The organism is Acinetobacter sp. AOR01_HL, assembly GCF_027855455.1.
In the GTDB taxonomy this organism is placed as follows: domain Bacteria; phylum Pseudomonadota; class Gammaproteobacteria; order Pseudomonadales; family Moraxellaceae; genus Acinetobacter; species Acinetobacter baumannii.
The window spans coordinates 152761-171529 of the sequence record NZ_JAKTIM010000051.1; the positions used below are offsets into that span (position 1 = coordinate 152761).

At 41.2% G+C, this 18769-nt stretch carries 15 protein-coding genes; 12 read left to right on the forward strand and 3 right to left on the reverse strand.

Annotated features, from left to right (window positions below; genetic code table 11):
- Window position 1: 1 nt before the first annotated feature.
- Together MKL62_RS16125 and MKL62_RS16130 are read right to left on the reverse strand one after the other, a co-directional pair.
- The gene (locus MKL62_RS16125; RefSeq protein ID WP_005127840.1) at window positions 2-2191 is read right to left on the reverse strand and encodes a TonB-dependent receptor; all 2190 of its coding nucleotides are present in this window, start codon (window positions 2189-2191) and stop codon (window positions 2-4) included.
- A gap of 227 nt (window positions 2192-2418) precedes the next feature.
- Window positions 2419-2631, reverse strand: coding sequence for a DUF1737 domain-containing protein (locus MKL62_RS16130; RefSeq protein WP_000781166.1), 213 nt, complete (start codon window positions 2629-2631; stop codon window positions 2419-2421).
- Window positions 2632-2791: 160 nt separating this feature from the next.
- Between MKL62_RS16130 and gshB the strand changes: the two genes are divergently transcribed.
- From gshB to lpxC, 8 genes are all read left to right on the forward strand, one after another.
- The gene (gene gshB, locus MKL62_RS16135) at window positions 2792-3736 is read left to right on the forward strand and encodes a glutathione synthase (RefSeq protein ID WP_030423583.1); all 945 of its coding nucleotides are present in this window, start codon (window positions 2792-2794) and stop codon (window positions 3734-3736) included.
- Window positions 3737-3973: 237 nt separating this feature from the next.
- Complete coding sequence (gene murG, locus MKL62_RS16140) at window positions 3974-5071, forward strand: undecaprenyldiphospho-muramoylpentapeptide beta-N-acetylglucosaminyltransferase (protein WP_000132437.1); 1098 nt, start codon at window positions 3974-3976, stop codon at window positions 5069-5071.
- A gap of 11 nt (window positions 5072-5082) precedes the next feature.
- Window positions 5083-6531: a UDP-N-acetylmuramate--L-alanine ligase gene (murC, locus tag MKL62_RS16145; RefSeq protein WP_000075472.1), complete on the forward strand. Its 1449-nt coding sequence runs from the start codon at window positions 5083-5085 to the stop codon at window positions 6529-6531.
- Between the two features lie 37 nt (window positions 6532-6568).
- Window positions 6569-7495, forward strand: a complete 927-nt coding sequence (locus MKL62_RS16150) for a D-alanine--D-alanine ligase (RefSeq protein ID WP_000063661.1) — start codon at window positions 6569-6571, stop codon at window positions 7493-7495.
- A 2-nt stretch (window positions 7496-7497) separates the two neighbouring features.
- Window positions 7498-8352 carry a cell division protein FtsQ/DivIB gene (locus MKL62_RS16155; RefSeq protein WP_000057903.1) on the forward strand — a complete coding sequence of 285 codons (855 nt, stop codon included), beginning with the start codon at window positions 7498-7500 and terminating at the stop codon, window positions 8350-8352.
- Between the two features lie 60 nt (window positions 8353-8412).
- On the forward strand, window positions 8413-9675 hold the full coding sequence (gene ftsA / locus MKL62_RS16160) for a cell division protein FtsA (RefSeq protein WP_001287630.1): 1263 nt from the start codon (window positions 8413-8415) through the stop codon (window positions 9673-9675).
- A 164-nt stretch (window positions 9676-9839) separates the two neighbouring features.
- Window positions 9840-11015, forward strand: a complete 1176-nt coding sequence (ftsZ, locus tag MKL62_RS16165; protein ID WP_000135734.1) for a cell division protein FtsZ — start codon at window positions 9840-9842, stop codon at window positions 11013-11015.
- 110 nt (window positions 11016-11125) lie between these two features.
- The gene (lpxC, locus tag MKL62_RS16170) at window positions 11126-12028 is read left to right on the forward strand and encodes a UDP-3-O-acyl-N-acetylglucosamine deacetylase (protein ID WP_005127841.1); all 903 of its coding nucleotides are present in this window, start codon (window positions 11126-11128) and stop codon (window positions 12026-12028) included.
- Between the two features lie 97 nt (window positions 12029-12125).
- Here lpxC and MKL62_RS16175 read toward each other — a convergent pair whose 3' ends face one another.
- Window positions 12126-12566, reverse strand: coding sequence for a DciA family protein (locus tag MKL62_RS16175; RefSeq protein WP_000042455.1), 441 nt, complete (start codon window positions 12564-12566; stop codon window positions 12126-12128).
- Between the two features lie 107 nt (window positions 12567-12673).
- Between MKL62_RS16175 and MKL62_RS16180 the strand changes: the two genes are divergently transcribed.
- From MKL62_RS16180 to MKL62_RS16195, 4 genes are all read left to right on the forward strand, one after another.
- On the forward strand, window positions 12674-13366 hold the full coding sequence (locus tag MKL62_RS16180) for a M23 family metallopeptidase (protein WP_000557460.1): 693 nt from the start codon (window positions 12674-12676) through the stop codon (window positions 13364-13366).
- Between the two features lie 250 nt (window positions 13367-13616).
- Entirely contained in the window at window positions 13617-16334 is a 2718-nt protein-coding gene (gene aceE / locus MKL62_RS16185; RefSeq protein WP_000896433.1) for a pyruvate dehydrogenase (acetyl-transferring), homodimeric type, read from the forward strand.
- Window positions 16335-16336: 2 nt separating this feature from the next.
- Entirely contained in the window at window positions 16337-18319 is a 1983-nt protein-coding gene (locus MKL62_RS16190; protein WP_004742018.1) for a 2-oxo acid dehydrogenase subunit E2, read from the forward strand.
- Window positions 18320-18467: 148 nt separating this feature from the next.
- Entirely contained in the window at window positions 18468-18740 is a 273-nt protein-coding gene (locus tag MKL62_RS16195; protein WP_030423582.1) for a hypothetical protein, read from the forward strand.
- The last annotated feature ends 29 nt before the right edge of the window (window positions 18741-18769 follow it).

Here is an 18769-nt window from a genome sequence, read left to right on the forward strand (position 1 = left end):
CTTAAAATTGATAATTCAAACGCAATAATACATTACGTGGTGTGCCTGGCATGCTGTCCGAACGCCAGTACTCTTTATTGGTTAGGTTATTTACCGCAAGTGTGACATTCCAAGGGTCGGCACTGTAGCCAATTGCTGCATCGACACGATTGAAGCCTTCCATTTTTACTTGATTATTAATATTTGGATAATAAGAACCCACATAGGTCACGCCCACTTCGGTATACCACTGCTCGGTTGGTAAATAACGAACAAATAAATTACCTGTGTTCTTAGATGTGTTGGCTAAATAATTGCCTTCACGTTCAGGATTTTGCTTGTCTTCTTTAACTTTGGCATCGGTATAGCCATACCCACCGCGAACAAAGACATTATCAAGTACACGGCCAATAAAACTAAATTCGAGACCACGAGATTGATGTTGACCAGCAGTTGCCCATACCTCTGGTTCACTGTCAGGATTCGGTTTATAACGAATATTATTTTTACGAATATCAAAGACAGAAAATTGAGTATTTAAACGATTATCGAACCATTCACTTTTTACCCCAACTTCATATTGCTCGTTATATTGAGGCTCTTTATCCATTTTCGCGACATCGGTACTTCCAGTAACTTGGTTGACACCCATTTGTCCACCAAATGGTGCGAAGCTTTTAGAGTAAGACGTATAAAAGCTATGTTCAGGAACTGGTTGCCATACCAAGCCAACATTTGGGCTAAAAGTACTGTCTTTTACATTACGATGTTCATTCTTAATTTTGTTAGTGGTTGAAAAATCGAAGTAATCGTAGCGGAGTCCCATCATAAGTTTAAGTTGGTCATTTAGACCAATTAAATCTTGAATAAATACGCCGTAAGTTGTGCCTTCATTATAGTTATGCTGACTAATCTTTAATGGGCCATTGCCACGACTGTACTCTCGTTCACCAGTGATTGGATTAACGTAACCATAAATGGCCGATCCATTTTGAGTTTTATTGGCTAGACGTGGTTCTCGTTGTTCATAAGTCCAGTCTGTACCGACCATAATTTGGTGTTCAAGCTGGCCTGTCTTGAACTTTCCTTTAATATCAAATGTATTGGTTGTGGTCTTGTTGCTGGTTTGTTGCCAGTAGTAAATTTGATCGATGTAACCTTTTTTTGTACAAGCCTCATTCTTTGAGTTTTTTCCATTTAAACCACAATAATTTCCAAAGTAAAAGTGGTCAAAGTTCTGTTCTGCTTGTCGGTAGCTTGCTGCCCAGTGGAAGTTCCAATCAGGCGCATATTCATAATTCACATCGGTACGAACGACTTGCAAAATATCATCAACATAATCGCCGTCTTGGGCAAATCCCATTTTAATTGAAGTTCCCGCAGGCAAGTTGTCACGTGTTGGCCCACGGTCAGGTACACGATTTAATTTGTCATAGGTATATTGTGTGGTCCAAGTCAGCTTTCCATCGTCATTCTTATAGGTAAAGCTTGGAGAAAACATCTCAATCTTATTTTCAATACCAGAGCGGAAGCTGCCTGCCTCGCCATATTCTCCAGTCAAACGCACTGCTAAATTGTCATTAAGTACTTGGTTGATGTCAGCGGTTGTTCCGTAGTTATCGTATGAACCCGCATATGCGCCAACTGAACTTTTAGAGTCAAAATTGGCGAATTTACTCACCATATTCACAACCCCGCCGCCAGCACTACGGCCATATAAAACCGAAGCGGGGCCTTTTAAAATTTCTATACGTTCGATATTGGCTGTACTGCGGCGTACTTGCCCGCTTTCACGTATGCCATCACGGTAAATATCACCTGTATCAGCACCAAAACCACGAATCGTGATCCCATCACCACGCATATCGTAACTGGTTGATACACCTGGTGTACCTTGCAGCATGACGCTTAAATCATTCGATCCATAAATTTTATATTTCTGAACATCAATGGTATCAACGGTTTGAGGGATATCTTTTTTATCTAAACCATTACGAGTGACATTGGCTTTGTCATAATCGATATAGCTTTTAATCGGGTCGAGCTCACTCATGGCCTCGATTTTTATAGTTGGCATGGTGGCTGCGGCTTTTGATGAGGAGTCAATCAATTCCTCGGCGTTAGCACCTTGAATATTTAAAATCATTAAACTGAGTAAGCTGAGCGGGAATGAACCCTTAATTTGGGGAGATGATATAGAAATTCTTAACATAAAAATAAAATCAATTAACAAAAATAAAAGTATAAATGATAATTATAATCATTTAATTATTTAGAATAAAAGAACTATTAACTTAAAAAATGGCATATTTATTTTTTATTAACTGATTTTTAGGAAGTTAATTAGCAAATTAAAGGACTTGTTGGGTTGACTCATTAGTTTTTCTTGTTAATTAGGTTTTAGAGGGGCTTTTTATTGATAAAAATGCCCCTCTAAAATCACGCATTATTTTTGAGAACATCTAAAATATCCATTTCTGGATCATAATTTTCATCAATTGTTTTGCAAATCGCTTGGCCTACAATAACTTGAGAGCCATTAAAAGTCATGGTAGGTGCTTCATAGAGCTCCCAACCATGATTAAGTGCTTTAGTCACTCGTGCACAAAAAGCAGAGTCATCAGGTCCAGTTAAATAGCGATAAAGTTTCATCTTTAGCCTTTAAAAATAATATTTTATGATCATAGTTTAACTGAATTTACCTTAATTCAAGATAAAGAAATAACCGATAAGGTTTTACTAAAATTAAGAAAAACGAGTGAAAAATCTCAGCTATACTCATGCTAATTTAAATTTTAAGAAGAGCTTGAGCATGCGTGTACTTGTCGTCATGGATCCGATTGAAACCGTAAATCTGAAAAAGGATTCAACCATGGCAATGTTGTGGGTGGCGAGCCGTCGTGGACATGAGTTAGGTTATGCATTACAACAAGATTTATATATCGATCAAGGTAAGGCTTACGGTCTCATCTCTCCGTTAAAAGTTTTCGAAGATTACAACCATTATTATGAGTTAGGCGAAAAGAAAAAAGAATCAATAGCGGCTTATGATGTTGTCCTCATGCGTAAAGACCCGCCTTTTGACATGAACTTTGTCTACACAACTTACGTGCTTGAACAAGCTGAGCGTGAAGGTTCATGGATTATTAATAAGCCCCAATCACTACGTGATTGCAATGAAAAATTGTTTGCTACGCAATTTCCTGAATTACAGGTGCCGACACTAGTAACATCGCAGCAGAGCTTGATTCGCGAATTTATTACCGAGCACGGTGATGTGATCGTTAAGCCACTTGATGGTATGGGTGGTATGGGTATTTTCCGTTTATACCAAGACGGTGTAAATATTGGTTCTACCTTAGAAATGCTTACAGAATTAGGCACTCGCCCAATTATGGCTCAGCGTTATATTCCTGAAATTGTAGAAGGGGATAAACGAATTTTAATGGTAAATGGTGAGCCTATTCCTTACTGTCTGGCACGTATTCCGCAAAATGGTGAAGTGCGCGGGAATTTGGCAGCTGGGGGCTTAGGTCAAGCGCGTCCACTCACAGAAAATGACAAACTCATTGCTGCTAAAGTTGGTCCTTTCTTACGTGAAAAAGGTTTGGTATTTGTAGGTCTTGATGTAATTGGTAATTATGTCACTGAAATTAATGTGACAAGTCCAACCTGTATTCGTGAAATTGATGCGCAATTTGGTACATCAATTGCCGATGACCTATTTGATGTATTAGAAGCCGGTCGTCCAGCATAATGGTCTAGTTCGGGTGGTTTTCTAAGCTTATTATTGGAAATCACCCGAAAATATATGAATTAATAAAATCACAATATGAAATACGCTAGCGCTTTGTAGGCATATTTTCAAAAAAGCACATCTTTCTGTTATAAACGAGTGAAATTCGCTTTTCGTTAATGAAGCTTTAGGATTAAAATAAACGGCTACAAAAATAGATGACAATTTCCATTGTTTTTTGAGTTGAAGAATTAGACCGTGACCGATTCACAGCAAAGCAAACCTAAACATGTCATGATGATGGCTGCCGGTACTGGTGGACATGTTTTTCCAGCCCTCGCCGTAGCCAAACAACTTCAACAACAAGGTTGTCAAGTTTCATGGTTAGCCACGCCAACAGGTATGGAAAATCGTTTATTAAAAGATCAAAATATTCCAATTTATCAAATTGATATTCAAGGTGTGCGTGGAAACGGAGTGATCCGTAAACTTGCTGCACCTTTTAAAATTTTAAAAGCAACTTTTAGTGCAATGCGCTATATGAAACAGCTTAAAGTGGATGCTGTTGCAGGCTTTGGGGGATATGTGGCAGGCCCGGGTGGGCTAGCAGCGCGTTTATTAGGTATTCCTGTTCTCATCCATGAGCAAAATGCGGTTGCAGGATTTACCAATGCACAGTTATCCCGTGTTGCTAAAGTGGTATGTGAAGCTTTTCCAAATACATTTCCTGCTAGCGAAAAAGTAGTGACAACCGGAAATCCGGTACGTCGTGAAATCACTGATATCTTAAGCCCAAAGTGGCGCTATGATGAACGCGAGCAAGCGGGTAAGCCGTTAAATATTTTAATTGTGGGCGGATCTTTAGGTGCAAAAGCACTGAATGAACGCTTACCTCCGGCATTAAAACAACTTCAGGTTCCACTGAATATTTTCCATCAATGTGGTCAGCAACAGGTTGAAGCAACTCAAGCTTTGTACGCAGACGCACCAGCAAATTTGACCGTACAGGTTTTGCCGTTTATTGAAGATATGGCGAAAGCTTATAGCGAAGCAGACCTGATTATTTGCCGTGCTGGTGCTTTAACTGTGACAGAAGTAGCAACAGCTGGTGTTGCAGCAGTTTTTGTACCGCTTCCTATTGCAGTGGATGACCATCAAACTGCAAATGCCAAATTTCTGGCCGATGTCGGTGCTGCAAAAATTTGCCAGCAATCGACTATGACACCAGAAGTTTTAAATCAATTGTTTACTACGCTGATGAATCGCCAATTACTTACAGAAATGGCAGTGAAAGCGCGTCAACATGCCCAACCAAATGCAACTCAGCATGTGGTTGATCTTATCCAAAAAATGTAATCGGATTTACTATGTCTCCAACAACAGCTGCGAACCAAGCAAAAAAACTGATTAAAGTGCCTGAAATGCGCCGTATCAAACACATTCATTTTGTGGGAATTGGCGGTGCAGGTATGTGTGGTATTGCTGAGGTGTTAGCTAACCAAGGATATAAAATTTCCGGTTCAGATATTAAGGCATCAAAAACCACACAACAATTAGAAGAAAATGGCATTAAGGTCTATATCGGACACGAAGCAGAAAATATTAAAAATGCAAATGTGCTTGTCGTGTCAACAGCAATTGACCCGGAAAATCCGGAAGTTAAAGCTGCCATTGAACAACGTATTCCGATTGTACGTCGTGCAGAAATGCTCGGTGAACTTATGCGTTACCGTCATGGTATTGCTGTGGCAGGTACACATGGTAAAACTACAACCACAAGTCTTTTGACGACAATGTTGGCGGAAGAAAACCTCGACCCAACTTATGTGATCGGTGGTTTACTTAACAGTACAGGTGTAAATGCAGCGCTTGGTGAAAGCCGCTTTATTGTTGCTGAAGCTGACGAATCGGACGCATCTTTCCTTTATTTACAACCAATGGCAGCGATTGTAACAAACATTGATGCTGACCATATGGATACTTATGAAGGCAGTTTCGATAAATTAAAAGATACCTTCGTACAGTTCCTTCATAACTTACCATTCTACGGCTTGGCTGTGGTTTGTGGCGATGATGCGAACATCCGCGAGATTTTGCCACGTGTAGGCCGTCCGGTTATTACTTATGGTTTTAATGAAGATAATGACATCCGTGCGATTGATGTAGAGCAAGATGGTATGCGTTCGCACTTTACTGTATTACGTAAAGGACGTGAGCCGTTACGTCTAACCATTAATCAACCGGGTTTACATAACGTTTTAAATGCTTTGGCTGCAATTGGTGTTGCAACTGATGAAGGCGTTTCGGATGAAGCAATTAGCCGTGCATTAAAAGGTTTTAGTGGTGTTGGACGTCGCTTCCAAGTACAAGGTGAATTTGAGCTTGGTGAAGGGAATGTAAAATTAGTCGATGACTATGGGCATCATCCTAAAGAAGTGGAAGCTACGATTAAAGCTGCTCGTCAGAGCCATCCTGATCGTCGTTTAGTTATGCTTTTCCAACCACACCGTTACTCTCGTACACGTGATTGTTTTGATGACTTTATTGAAGTTTTATCTCAAGTCGACCAATTATTATTACTAGAAGTTTATCCGGCTGGGGAAAAACCAATTGTTGGCGCAGATAGCCGTACTTTGGCGCGTAGTATTCGCTTGCGTGGTCAGGTTGAACCGATTTTGATTGATCCGGTTGAAGGTAATTTGCAAAACATCATGCAAAATGTGTTACAACCAAATGACTTGTTATTAACGCAAGGTGCAGGTAACGTGGGAGCAATTTCAGTAGAACTTGCACAGCACCATTTGTATGTGAAATAAACAAAAAGTATTGAATTATCGGGTTAAGGATTTAAACGTGTCAAATGCTACAAAATTCGGCAAAGTTGCCGTGTTACTTGGTGGGAAATCGGCTGAGCGTGCTGTGTCTTTAGATAGTGGTCAGGCAGTTTTGGACGCCTTGTTACGTTCAGGTGTTCAGGCTGAGGCATTTGATCCGCAAGACCGTAGCGTGACTGAACTTGTAAACTATGACCGTGCATTTATTGTATTGCATGGTCGTGGTGGCGAAGACGGTCAAATCCAAGGTGTGCTTGAGTGGTTGAACATCCCTTATACAGGAACGGGTGTACAAGGTTCTGCCATTGGTATGGATAAAGTCAAAACCAAGCAAATCTGGCAAGGAAGTGATTTACCAACTGCACCGTATCGCATTATTACTAAAGAAACTGACTTGGATTCAGTGATTGCTGAATTGGGGTTGCCTGTCATTATCAAGCCTGTACATGAAGGTTCAAGTGTAGGCATGAGTAAAGTTGAGAAAGCTGAAGATTTTGCGGCAGCAATTGAAAAGGCAACTCAGCATGATGCTGTAGTTATGGCAGAAAAATGGATTACAGGACGCGAATTTACGATTTCATTCTTAAATGGTCAGCCTCTACCTGTTATTCGTTTGCAGCCACCAGCAGATGTTGCTTTCTATGACTACGAAGCAAAATATCAACGTAATGATGTTGAGTATGGCATTCCTTGTGGTCTTAGCGAAACTGAAGAGAAAAAACTACAAGCTCTATGTTTACGCGCTTTCCAAGCCGTAGGTGCAGAAGGCTGGGGACGTATTGATGCAATGCAGGATGAGCAAGGTAACTTCTGGCTTTTAGAAGTAAATACTGTGCCAGGCATGACCAGTCATTCGCTTGTACCAAAGGCTGCTAAAGCAGTAGGTTATAGCTTTGATGAATTGTGTGTTGCAATTCTTGAGCAAACATTGGAAGGTACGGCTTAAATATGGCACAACTTCCGGCATCCATGCGCCGTAAACGTGCGGCAATTACCTCCATTCATGAAAAACCGCCTACGCGCAAGCAAAAACTTGCCAATGCCGGCGGATGGGTGTTGCTGGTTATTGCCTTTTTAGTCTTGGCGGTCGGAATTTACGGACTATATAAAGTTATTACTGATGCAACTGTTGCAAAACTTGAAGTTGTAGGTTCAACAACTCCAGTTGAGACTCAGCAAGTGATGCGATATGTGCAGCCGATTGTAAAAGATAACTACTTTACATCTGATTTAGAGCAGATTCGTGATAAAGCATTAGAAATTTCTTGGGTAGACCGAGTCGTCGTATCTCGTGCTTGGCCCAATGGTATTCGCGTTCGTGTTATGCCTCGACATGCTATCGCCCGTTGGGGAACAGGTCGCTTATTGAGCGATGGTGGCGATGTATTTAGTGAAGCAGAGCCGAGACTTCATCCTGAGCTTCCGTTGCTACACGGTCCGGTAAGTCAGTCTAAAATGATGATGCGACGCTATAATGAAATTAATCAGTTATTCCATCCTGTTAATTTGCGTTTAAAAGAGTTATATCTAACAGAGCGAATGACTTGGTTTATGCAGTTTGACTCTGGTTTACGAATTATTGTTGACCAAGATCAAACAATGAATAAATTGCAACGTTTAAGTCACTTGGCACAATCTGACCTAAAACCTGTGTGGCCGAAAATCTCAGCCATTGATTTGCGATATCGTAATGGATTATCTATTCAATGGAAGAATGCAACCCCACCTAAAATCGTGAATGGTCAGTTTGTTGTAACGAGTGATGACACAAGCATTGCAGGTGGTACAAAAGCAAAGCCATAATACGTGGCTTTAAAATAGGCAATTTGCCTGGTATTAGACAACAAAGAAATGGTATGAGTGATGAGTGAAGCTGTTCCCTCAGTTGTTGCGATTGACATTGGGACGCATAAAGTTTCAGTTTTGATTGGAAAAATTCATGCGCCGGATAACATTCAGGTTATCGGTATGGCAACTGCTCGCAATCGAGGCATGAACAAAGGAAAAATTGTAAGTCTCGATAAAGTCATTGCTGCGATTAAAAACGCTGTTGCTGAAGCGGAAAATATGGCCGAATGTCGCATTCATAGTGCGTGGGTATCTATTCCGAGTACCGAGCTACAAAGTTTCTATGCTTCTGGACGCACACCTGTTGCTAACCCGGCACATGTGATTACAACCAATGAAGTTGTACGTGCATTAGAGTTGGCAAAAGCAAGCCATGTGACTTCTGACTATTATCTAGCGAGTGCGGTCCCATTAGGATTTGAATTAGGCGACTCATCTGAATGGGTTCAAAACCCAATCAATATGACCGCTCACAGCATGACTGGTCATTATCAGCTTATGATGATGCCGATTGCCACTATGCAAAACCTTGATCGTGCGATGAAAGGCGCGAACATTGGAGTTGAGAAAATGGTGGTTTCTTGCTTGGCTACGGCTGAGGCAAGTTTGCTTAAAGATGAAAAAGAATATGGTGTCTGTCTTGTCGATATTGGTGCAGGTATTACCAATCTGGCAGTTTATTTAGATGGCCGTTTGGCTTTAGCACGCACCTTACAGCGTGGTGGTGAGCATGTGACACGTGATATTGCTGCCGTGTTGCAAACAACCACTGAAGAAGCTGAACGTATTAAGATTCTGCATGGCTGCGTTGATCTAAGTGCTGTTAAGCCTGACCATATGATTCAAGTACAGGGTATTGATGGTCCGCAAACGATTAGCCGAATTGAGTTAGCGGAAATTATTATTGCTCGTTATGAAGAGATTTTCAGCCAGATTCGCGAAGAACTTGAACAAAGCGGTGCAATCCATGGTCTATATCATGGTGTTGTATTGACTGGTGATGCTTGCCAGATTGAAGGTATGGTAAGTTTGGCGCGTCGTATGTTAGGTGTGTCTGCCCATCTAGGTAATCCGCCATTACAGGTGTATGCTGATGATCAGCATCAAGCTGCATTACGCCGCTCAATGTATGCAACAGCAGCTGGTTTACTTATGTTTAGCCAAAGTGAATTACAAGAAGCTGTTGAGGAGCCTGAAGAGGGAAATGACCGTTCGGTATGGGAACGAATGGTGAATGGCTGGAATGCTTTTAATAGCAAACTTAAAGCCATTTTTTAGGATGTATGTATTTATTGGTAGAATTGTTAGGAAGTTGTAAGAGAAAACCACTGTACTTGACAAGGTTGGTATTGCACAGCATTCTTAAAATTAGTTATTTTTGAAAATCAAGGCAGTATACGGGCTGAAGTGACTGCCATAATGTATTAGGAACCCTAAAGGTCATGGCCTCATTTGAATTTATAGAAGATGAACTAAACGATGGCAACGGTCAAGCCCGTTTCACTGTATTTGGTGTAGGTGGCGGTGGCGGTAATGCCGTTCAGCACATGGTACAGTCTGATATTCAGGGTGTTAAATTCGTTTGTGCTAATACAGATAAACAAGCACTTGACTGTATGAATGCCCCTTTCAAAATTCAGTTAGGTGAGCAAAGTACACGCGGTCTAGGTGCAGGTGCTAACCCTGAAGTAGGCCAGGTAGCAGCAGAAGAAAGCCGTGAAATTATTCGTCAGCACCTTGAAGGGACTGACATGGTGTTTGTAACCGCTGGTATGGGTGGTGGTACAGGTACTGGTGCAGCTCCGGTTGTTGCCGAAGTTGCTAAAGAAATGGGGATTTTGACTGTTGGTGTTGTAACAACTCCATTTAACTTTGAAGGCCGTCGTCGTCAAAAGTCTGCTGAGCGTGGTATTGAAGCACTTGAAGCTCATGTTGATTCATTGATTATTATTCCTAACCAACGTTTATTAAGCGTTTATGGCGATATTTCAATGAAAGATGCCTATAAAAAGGCAGATGACGTATTGTTAAACGCTGTACGCAGTATCTTTGACCTTGTAGTTAACCGTGGTCACATTAACCTTGACTTCGCGGACTTGAAAACTGCAATGAGTACTCGTGGTTACGCAATGATGGGTGCTGGTTTGGGCCGTGGTGAAGACCGTGCGCGTCAAGCAGCTGAACAAGCTATCCGTAGCCCATTGCTTGATAATGTGAATATTATTAATGCGAAAGGCGTGTTAATTAACATTACTGGTGGCGATGACATCACATTACGTGAAACAGAAATCATTACTGACGTTGTTAACCAGATTGTTGACCTCGATGAAGGTGAAATCTTCTACGGTACAGTATTTGACCCAGATGCACGTGATGAATTACGCGTAACTGTGATTGCAACTGGTTTAACACGTAATGCCGCTGATGCAGAGCCAAGAAAGCGTAATACAGTTAGTCATACATCAACTCAGTCTGCTCAATCTGTAGATGAAGATGACGTTCCTGCAATTAATAAACGCCAAAATGCTGAAAATGACGTGAATAATGCGCCAAGTTCAACACCGCGTTCTTCGCCAATGAGTATTCAAGATTACTTGAAAAATCAGCAACGTAAGTAATTTAGCGTACAATCTATTGAAAGGCAGTGTATAAACACTGCCTTTTTTTATTTTTGATCAATGACTAAATATGCTAACGTATAGCGGTTTTAAAAAAGAAGTTACAAAGCATGGTGAAACAGCGTACTCTCAATCGTGTGGTAAAAGCGAGTGGAATAGGTCTTCATAGCGGTCAAAAAGTGATGATCAATTTCATTCCACATACCGTGGATGGAGGTATTGTATTTCGCCGTATCGATTTGGATCCACCTGTCGATATTCCTGCTAATGCATTGCTGATTCAAGAAGCATTTATGTGTTCAAATCTTGTCACTGGCGATATTAAAGTCGGGACAATCGAACATGTGATGAGTGCGATTGCCGGTTTAGGAATCGATAACTTAATTGTGGAAGTGTCTGCTTCTGAAGTTCCAATTATGGATGGTAGTGCTGGTCCATTTATTTATTTGCTCATGCAAGGTGGCCTGCGTGAACAAGATGCTCCTAAGAAATTTATAAAAATATTAAAGCCAGTTGAGGCTTTAATTGATGATAAAAAAGCAATATTCAGCCCGCATAATGGCTTTCAGCTTAACTTTACGATTAATTTTGATCATCCTGCATTTGCCAAAGAATATCAGTCTGCAACCATCGATTTTTCTACTGAAACGTTTGTGTATGAGGTCAGTGAGGCACGAACTTTTGGTTTTATGAAAGACTTGGATTACCTCAAAGCAAATAATTTAGCTTTAGGAGCAAGTCTAGATAATGCAATTGGTGTAGATGATACGGGTGTTGTGAACGAAGAAGGTTTACGATTTGCCGATGAGTTTGTTCGTCACAAAATTTTAGATGCAGTTGGTGATTTGTATTTACTTGGTCATCAAATTATTGCCAAGTTTGATGGCTATAAATCAGGACATGCCTTAAATAATCAGCTATTACGCAATGTTCAAAGCGATCCGAGTAATTATGAAATTGTAACATTTGATGACGAGAAAGACTGTCCAATTCCATACGTGAGTGTGACATAAGTCATTGTCTTTATTTGGCTATGTTATAATGTAACATTAATAAGTGTGATTTTTATCACATATTAAGAACGATTCTAATTAAGAAATAGAAAGCTCATCATTTTTTATTGCTTGCCAAACGTAGTAAAGCTTGGCTAAGCTTAGGGTCGCTCACGAAGTCGGCAGCACTACGTAACATTTCTTGTGTTTCCGGGGGGATGGATTTAGAAGGCTCAGATGAGGTCGTTACAGGAATAGTTTTATTTCTTAAGCGAACTTGAATTCTTTGTAGGTCTTTTAATCCTTCAAGTTGAGATAATTTAGATACATATTGGCTCTGTAAATAGCTGAGTTGACTAATCATTGCCTGATTTTCACCAGTAATAATTAAAGAGCCATTTTGATAACACACGACTTGCCATTGTTCCGGTTGGGGCAATAAGGGTTGGATTATTTTCGTAAGTCTTTGCCATTGCGCGACTTGCGTTGTTAGAAACGTAAGGTTTCCTGTTTTTATGTGTTTTCCGGTTTGTTGAAAAACGTTATCGGGTTTAGACATTGATCATTCTCAAATGGTTTCTTGTCCTAATCTTAAGCGTTCATTTCAACCGATATCAAGGAAGAGATCATAAGGAACTTGAGTAAGAACAGTTTCAAGAGGTTTTTATGCACACGCGTCGTATTTTATTAGCGTTTTCACTTGCCGCTTCGGCAGCATCGGTTGCTTTTGCAGATTATCAAAATATTAACCAATCTACTGATTCAGATCGATTGGAACAGTTATCAAAAACACTATCTCAAGGCTCATATACTCATCCTGATGATTTAGATCTTCCGGCGAGTGCAAAAGTTTCAGTGACTTTACGTGAGAAAACAGTTGAACTCAACAATGATTCACTGGCAAAGAAATACGGCACTACGACAGCTAAAAACTCATTTAAAACCTCTTCTTCAAATCCTTATTCTTGGTTAGTTTCTCATCCTCTTCCTGATACAGTACGTGTTTCTTCTAACTTTGGTGGTCGTACCATGGGTGGTCGTGCAGAGCATCATGGTGGTTTAGATATGGCTGCACCAAGTGGTACGCCAATCTATGCGACTGGCCCGGGTATTGTGACTAAATCAGGCTGGGGCACAGGTTATGGCCAATATGTTGAAATTAACCATGGTAATGGTTATTTAACACGTTACGCGCATGCTTCACGCTTAATGGTTCGAGTAGGTGATCAGGTTTCTGCGGGTGACCATATTGCTAATGTCGGTTGTACAGGCCGTTGTACTGGTCCACATTTACATTATGAAGTAGTTAAAGATGGTCAACGTAAGAATCCATCAACTTACCTGGCAATGTTGCCTTAATTGCATTGCCTCCAAGGTCAAGGTTATTAAATTTATGAATTTGAAATTAACTTAAACCTTTTTTAACGTAATGATTGTATAAAAAAACGCCTTTATTGGCGTTTTTTTGTTATTTTGTTTACTGCTCGGTCAATGACTATTCATTCAGAAAATAATAGGCCCCCCCCACATTCACCCGTGGCAATAACTTGAAAGGGGTAAAACGTGGTAAAAATACAAAGTAGATTAGAGAACAAGGAACAGGTGAATTATGGCGTTTTACGGTGACTCCGACGCACAAGAAACCCAAGAATGGCAAGATGCATTCGATTCAGTTTTACAACACATGGGAACTGAGCGAGCGGCATTCTTGTTGGAAAAACTTTACCAACAAGCAATTGCTAAGCATGTTCCAATTCAACGTCTCAATACACCTTACTTAAATACAATTTCTGTTGAAGAGCAACCTGCAATGCCAGGCGACCAAGATATGGAACGCCGTATTCGTGCATTGATTCGTTGGAATGCCTTAGCAATGGTACTTCGCGCGAATAAAACAGGTGATGATTTAGGTGGTCACTTGGCGAGCTTCGCATCAAGTGCAACATTATATGACGTAGGTTTTAACCATTTCTTCCGCGCTAACAGTGATAACTTTGGCGGAGATATGATTTATTACCAAGGACACTGTGCTCCTGGTATTTATGCACGTTCATTCCTTGAAGGACGTTTAACTGAAGAACAGTTAAGTAATTTCCGCCGTGAAGTTGGCGGTAACGGTTTACCAAGCTATCCGCATCCATATTTAATGCCAGACTATTGGCAATTCCCAACTGTATCAATGGGTCTTGGTCCAATCATGTCGATTTATCAAGCGCACATTCAAAAATATTTGATGAACCGTGGCTTGATCAAAGAAGAAGATCGTAAAGTTTGGGCATATCTCGGTGATGGCGAGATGGATGAGCCAGAAAGCTTAGGCGCGATCTCACTTGCTGGTCGTGAGAAGCTTGATAACTTAATTTGGGTAGTTAACTGTAACTTACAGCGTCTAGATGGTCCTGTACGTGGTAACGGTAAAATTATTCAAGAACTTGAATCAATCTTCCGTGGCGCAGGCTGGCGTGTCATTAAAGTAGTATGGGGTCGTCATTGGGATCCATTACTAGCTAAAGACACAAGTGGCGCATTAAAAGCACGTATGGAAGAAGCTGTTGATGGCGACTATCAACGCTATCAAGTAAAAGGCGGCGCATATACACGCGAAAAATTCTTTGGTAAATACCCTGAAGCTGCGGAACTTGTAAAAGATTTAAGCGATGAAGATATCGATAATCTTAACCGTGGTGGTCATGACCCTTACAAAGTTTTTGCTGCATATGCAGAAGCGATGAAGGCAAAAGGTCAACCAACAGTAATCTTGGCGAAAACCATTAAAGGTTACGGTTTATCTGAAGAAATTGAAGCGGTAAACAAAACTCACCAAATCAAAAAAATGCAAATCGACTCTTTAAGATATGTACGTGACCGTTTCAATCTTCCATTCACAGATGAGCAATTAGAAGAGCTTCCATTCTATCGCCCAAGTGAAAACTCTCCAGAAATGAAATATATGAAAGCGCGTCGTGAAGCGTTAGGTGGTTACTTACCTGCACGTCGTCGTGAGAGTGAATCTTTAGCGATTCCTGATTTATCTGTATTTGATGCAGTGTTGAAAGGTTCGGGTGGCAAAGAACAATCAACCACTATGGTGATGGTTCGTTTAATTGCTGCTTTACTTAAAGAAAAAGCAATTAAAGACCGCGTAGTGCCAATCGTTCCAGATGAAGCACGTACTTTTGGTTTAGAGGGTATGTTCCGTCAGCTTGGTATTTATGCCGCTCACGGTCAAAAATATACACCGGAAGACCAAGAGCAGTTAATGCATTACCGTGAAGCAAAAGACGGTCACATGTTACAAGAAGGGATTAACGAAGCAGGTGCGATGAGTGCATGGGCTGCGTTAGCGACAAGTTATTCAACCAATAACTTGCCAATGATTCCAATGTACATGTACTACTCAATGTTTGGTTTCCAACGTATTGGTGATATTGCATGGGCTGCGGGTGACGCACAAGCTCAAGGTTTCTTGTTAGGTGCGACTGCGGGTCGTACAACATTGAACGGTGAAGGCTTACAGCACCAAGACGGTCATTCTCACATCTTGGCGAACACGATTCCAAACTGCGTATCTTATGACCCATGTTTTGGTTATGAGTTGGCTGTCATCGTACATGACGGTTTACAACGTATGTATGTGAATCAAGAGCGTGTGTTCTATTACTTAACTGTAATGAATGAAAACTACGAGCATCCTGCAATGCCAGAAGGCGTTGAAGAAGGTATTAAACGTGGTATGTATTTATTCGAGAAAGATGAAAAAGCAACTGTTCAGTTACTTGGTTCAGGTGTAATCCTTCGCGAAGTGATTAAAGCTGCGAAAATCTTACGTGATGAATACCAAATCCATTCAAACGTTTGGAGTGTAACAAGCTTCAATGAATTGGCACGTGATGGTATGGCATGTGAAGAATACAACCGCCTACACCCACTTGCTGAAGAAGTTAAAGAATCTTGGGTATCTAAACAATTACGTGGTACGGAAGGTATCGTAGTTTCTGCGACCGACCATATGCGTGCTTACAGTGAACAAATCCGTGCTTATCTTCCAGATGGTCGCCCATTTGTTGCATTGGGTACAGATGGTTACGGCCGTTCAGATACACGTGCGAATTTACGTAGTTTCTTTGGTGTTGATGCTGCGCACATCGTTGTTGCTACCTTGAAAAAATTAGCTGACGAAGGTGAAGTAGACGCACGTTTAGTGAAAGATGCAATTTCTAACTTTGAGCTAGATACTGACCGTCCGGTTGCATGGGCGCCGCAAGCACATCCGGAAGTTCAGCCAGTTGCTGAATACAATGAAACGCAAACAGGTGAGGGGAACTAAGCATGCAAATTAAGATCCCTGATATTGGTGTAGATAAAGCAAATGTCGCTGAAATTTTAGTAAAAGTTGGCGACCGTGTTGAAGTTGACGACAGTATCGTTGTGCTTGAGTCTGATAAAGCAACTGTTGAAGTGCCTAGCACTTCAGCAGGTGTCGTAAAAAGTATCTTGATTAATCAAGGTGATGATGTGACTGAAGGTGTTGCTTTGATTGAGATCGAAGCAGAAGGTGCGGCACAACCAGCACCGGAACCAACACCAGCTCCTGCGGCTGAAAAGCCAGCTGCTCCAGCACCTGCGCAACAAACTCAAGCTTCAGCTCAACCTGCTGCCGCTACATCAAGTGCAACTGTTGAAGTGACTGTACCTGACATCGGTGTTGAAAAAGCATTGGTTGGTGAAATCCTCGTTAAAGTGGGTGACCAGATCGATGTTGAACAAAGTATTGTGGTTGTAGAGTCGGATAAAGCAACTGTAGAAGTTCCAAGTAGTGTTGCTGGTACTGTAGAAAGTATTCAAGTGAAAGAAGGCGATACCGTTAAAGAAGGTGTTGTTCTTATTCAAGTGAAAACAGCAGCTGCATCTAATGCGCAAGCAGAAGCTCCTGCTACTACACCAGCTCCAGCTGCGGTAGCAGAACCGGTTGCTGCAAAGCAAGAAACTGTGGCAGCGGCTCCAGCTCAGTCTGGTTCAGTTGATATCAATGTTCCTGATTTGGGTGTAGATAAAGCTGTTGTTGCTGAAATCTTGGTTCAAGTTGGTGATAAAGTTGATGTAGACCAAAGCCTTGTTGTTGTTGAGTCAGATAAAGCAACTGTGGAAGTCCCAAGTACCGTTGCGGGTGTTGTAAAAGCAATTCACTTGCAAGCAGGCCAACAAGTTTCACAAGGTGTATTGCTTGCAACAATTGAAGCTGAAGGCCAAGCACCTGCTGCTGCACCAGCGGCAAAAGCAGAAGCAGCCCCAGCTCCACAGGCAGCAGCACCTAAAACAGCCGCTCCTGTTGCAACTCAGTCTGCACCTGCGGCACCTGCATCTGGTACTGATAAGTTAACGAAAGAGCAAGAAGCAGAAAACGCTAAAGTGTATGCTGGTCCTGCTGTTCGTAAGCTGGCTCGTGAACTTGGTGTGATCTTGTCACAAGTTAAAACTTCTGGTGAGCATGGCCGTGTTGTTAAAGAAGATATCTTTGCTTATGTGAAGAGCCGTTTAACTGCGCCGCAAGCTGCACCAGTGGCTCAAGCTACTGCTGCTCCGGCTGGATTGCCGTCATTACCTGACTTTACTGCTTTTGGTGGCGGTGAAGTGAAACCAATGACGCGTTTACAGCAAGTTTCTGTACCGCAGTTGTCTTTAAACAACTACATTCCACAAGTAACTCAGTTTGACCTTGCGGATATTACTGAGCTAGAAGCTTGGCGTGGTGAGCTGAAAGACGGCTTTAAGAAACAAGGTGTGAGCCTAACAATTTTGGCATTTATTGCAAAAGCAGTAGCACACTTGTTGAAAGAAGAGCCTTATTTTGCGGGTCACTTAGCAGATGATCAGAAATCTGTATTGCTCCGTAATGAAATCCATATGGGTATTGCGGTTGCAACTCCAGATGGTTTGACCGTGCCTGTACTACGTAATCCTGACCAAAAATCAATTAAGCAAATTGCTGTTGAATTAGGTGAGTTGAGTAAAAAAGCGCGTGATAAGAAATTAACGCCGAAAGATTTACAAGGTGCTAACTTCACGATCACAAGCTTGGGCTCAATTGGCGGTACAGCATTTACGCCACTAGTTAACTGGCCACAAGTTGCAATTTTGGGTATTTCACCTGCAACGATGCAGCCTGTATGGAATGGTAAAGACTTTGATCCACGCTTAATGTTGCCGTTGTCATTGTCTTATGACCACCGTGTAATTAATGGTGCGGATGCAGCGCGCTTTACAAATAAACTTACGAAACTTCTTAAAGATATTCGTACTTTATTAATCTAATGCTTTGAAAGAACATACTAAAACCTCGCTTCGGCGGGGTTTTGTTTTAATGTCTATTTGACTTAATTTTAGGTTAATCTACAGATTAAGCAGGACTTATCGAGAGTGAGGATACATTTCTCGTTATTACGTAAAGGAGAAATAGTAAATGTTGGGTTTTCTGAAAATTATGTTGCCCTTGTTGTTGGTTGTATTTTTATTGATGGGAATATGGGTCAGTATTTTGCACTTCCCTTGGGAGTGGATGACTTATGTTGTCATGGGGATTGAAGTGTTTGTCGCTACTCTGATTTTACCCCTTGAATATCAAACTGGAACAAGTAGCAGCTATATTGGTTTTATCAGTATAAGTGCTTGTTTTGCAGTGCTGTTAGGAATAGCCCGTTTATTCGTGTGGACATGGGTAAAATTTTTTGCCTGAATATTTGAAAAATAGATTTAGTCGAATAT

Coding starts and splice junctions, on each gene's coding strand:
- MKL62_RS16125 (WP_005127840.1), bottom strand. CDS start 2,191: ATGTTAAGAATTTCTATATCATCTCCCCAAATTAAGGGTTCATTCCCG.
- MKL62_RS16130 (WP_000781166.1), bottom strand. CDS start 2,631: ATGAAACTTTATCGCTATTTAACTGGACCTGATGACTCTGCTTTTTGT.
- gshB (WP_030423583.1), top strand. CDS start 2,792: ATGCGTGTACTTGTCGTCATGGATCCGATTGAAACCGTAAATCTGAAA.
- murC (WP_000075472.1), top strand. CDS start 5,083: ATGTCTCCAACAACAGCTGCGAACCAAGCAAAAAAACTGATTAAAGTG.
- MKL62_RS16155 (WP_000057903.1), top strand. CDS start 7,498: ATGGCACAACTTCCGGCATCCATGCGCCGTAAACGTGCGGCAATTACC.
- ftsA (WP_001287630.1), top strand. CDS start 8,413: ATGAGTGAAGCTGTTCCCTCAGTTGTTGCGATTGACATTGGGACGCAT.
- ftsZ (WP_000135734.1), top strand. CDS start 9,840: ATGGCCTCATTTGAATTTATAGAAGATGAACTAAACGATGGCAACGGT.
- lpxC (WP_005127841.1), top strand. CDS start 11,126: ATGGTGAAACAGCGTACTCTCAATCGTGTGGTAAAAGCGAGTGGAATA.
- MKL62_RS16175 (WP_000042455.1), bottom strand. CDS start 12,566: ATGTCTAAACCCGATAACGTTTTTCAACAAACCGGAAAACACATAAAA.
- MKL62_RS16180 (WP_000557460.1), top strand. CDS start 12,674: ATGCACACGCGTCGTATTTTATTAGCGTTTTCACTTGCCGCTTCGGCA.
- aceE (WP_000896433.1), top strand. CDS start 13,617: ATGGCGTTTTACGGTGACTCCGACGCACAAGAAACCCAAGAATGGCAA.
- MKL62_RS16190 (WP_004742018.1), top strand. CDS start 16,337: ATGCAAATTAAGATCCCTGATATTGGTGTAGATAAAGCAAATGTCGCT.
- MKL62_RS16195 (WP_030423582.1), top strand. CDS start 18,468: ATGTTGGGTTTTCTGAAAATTATGTTGCCCTTGTTGTTGGTTGTATTT.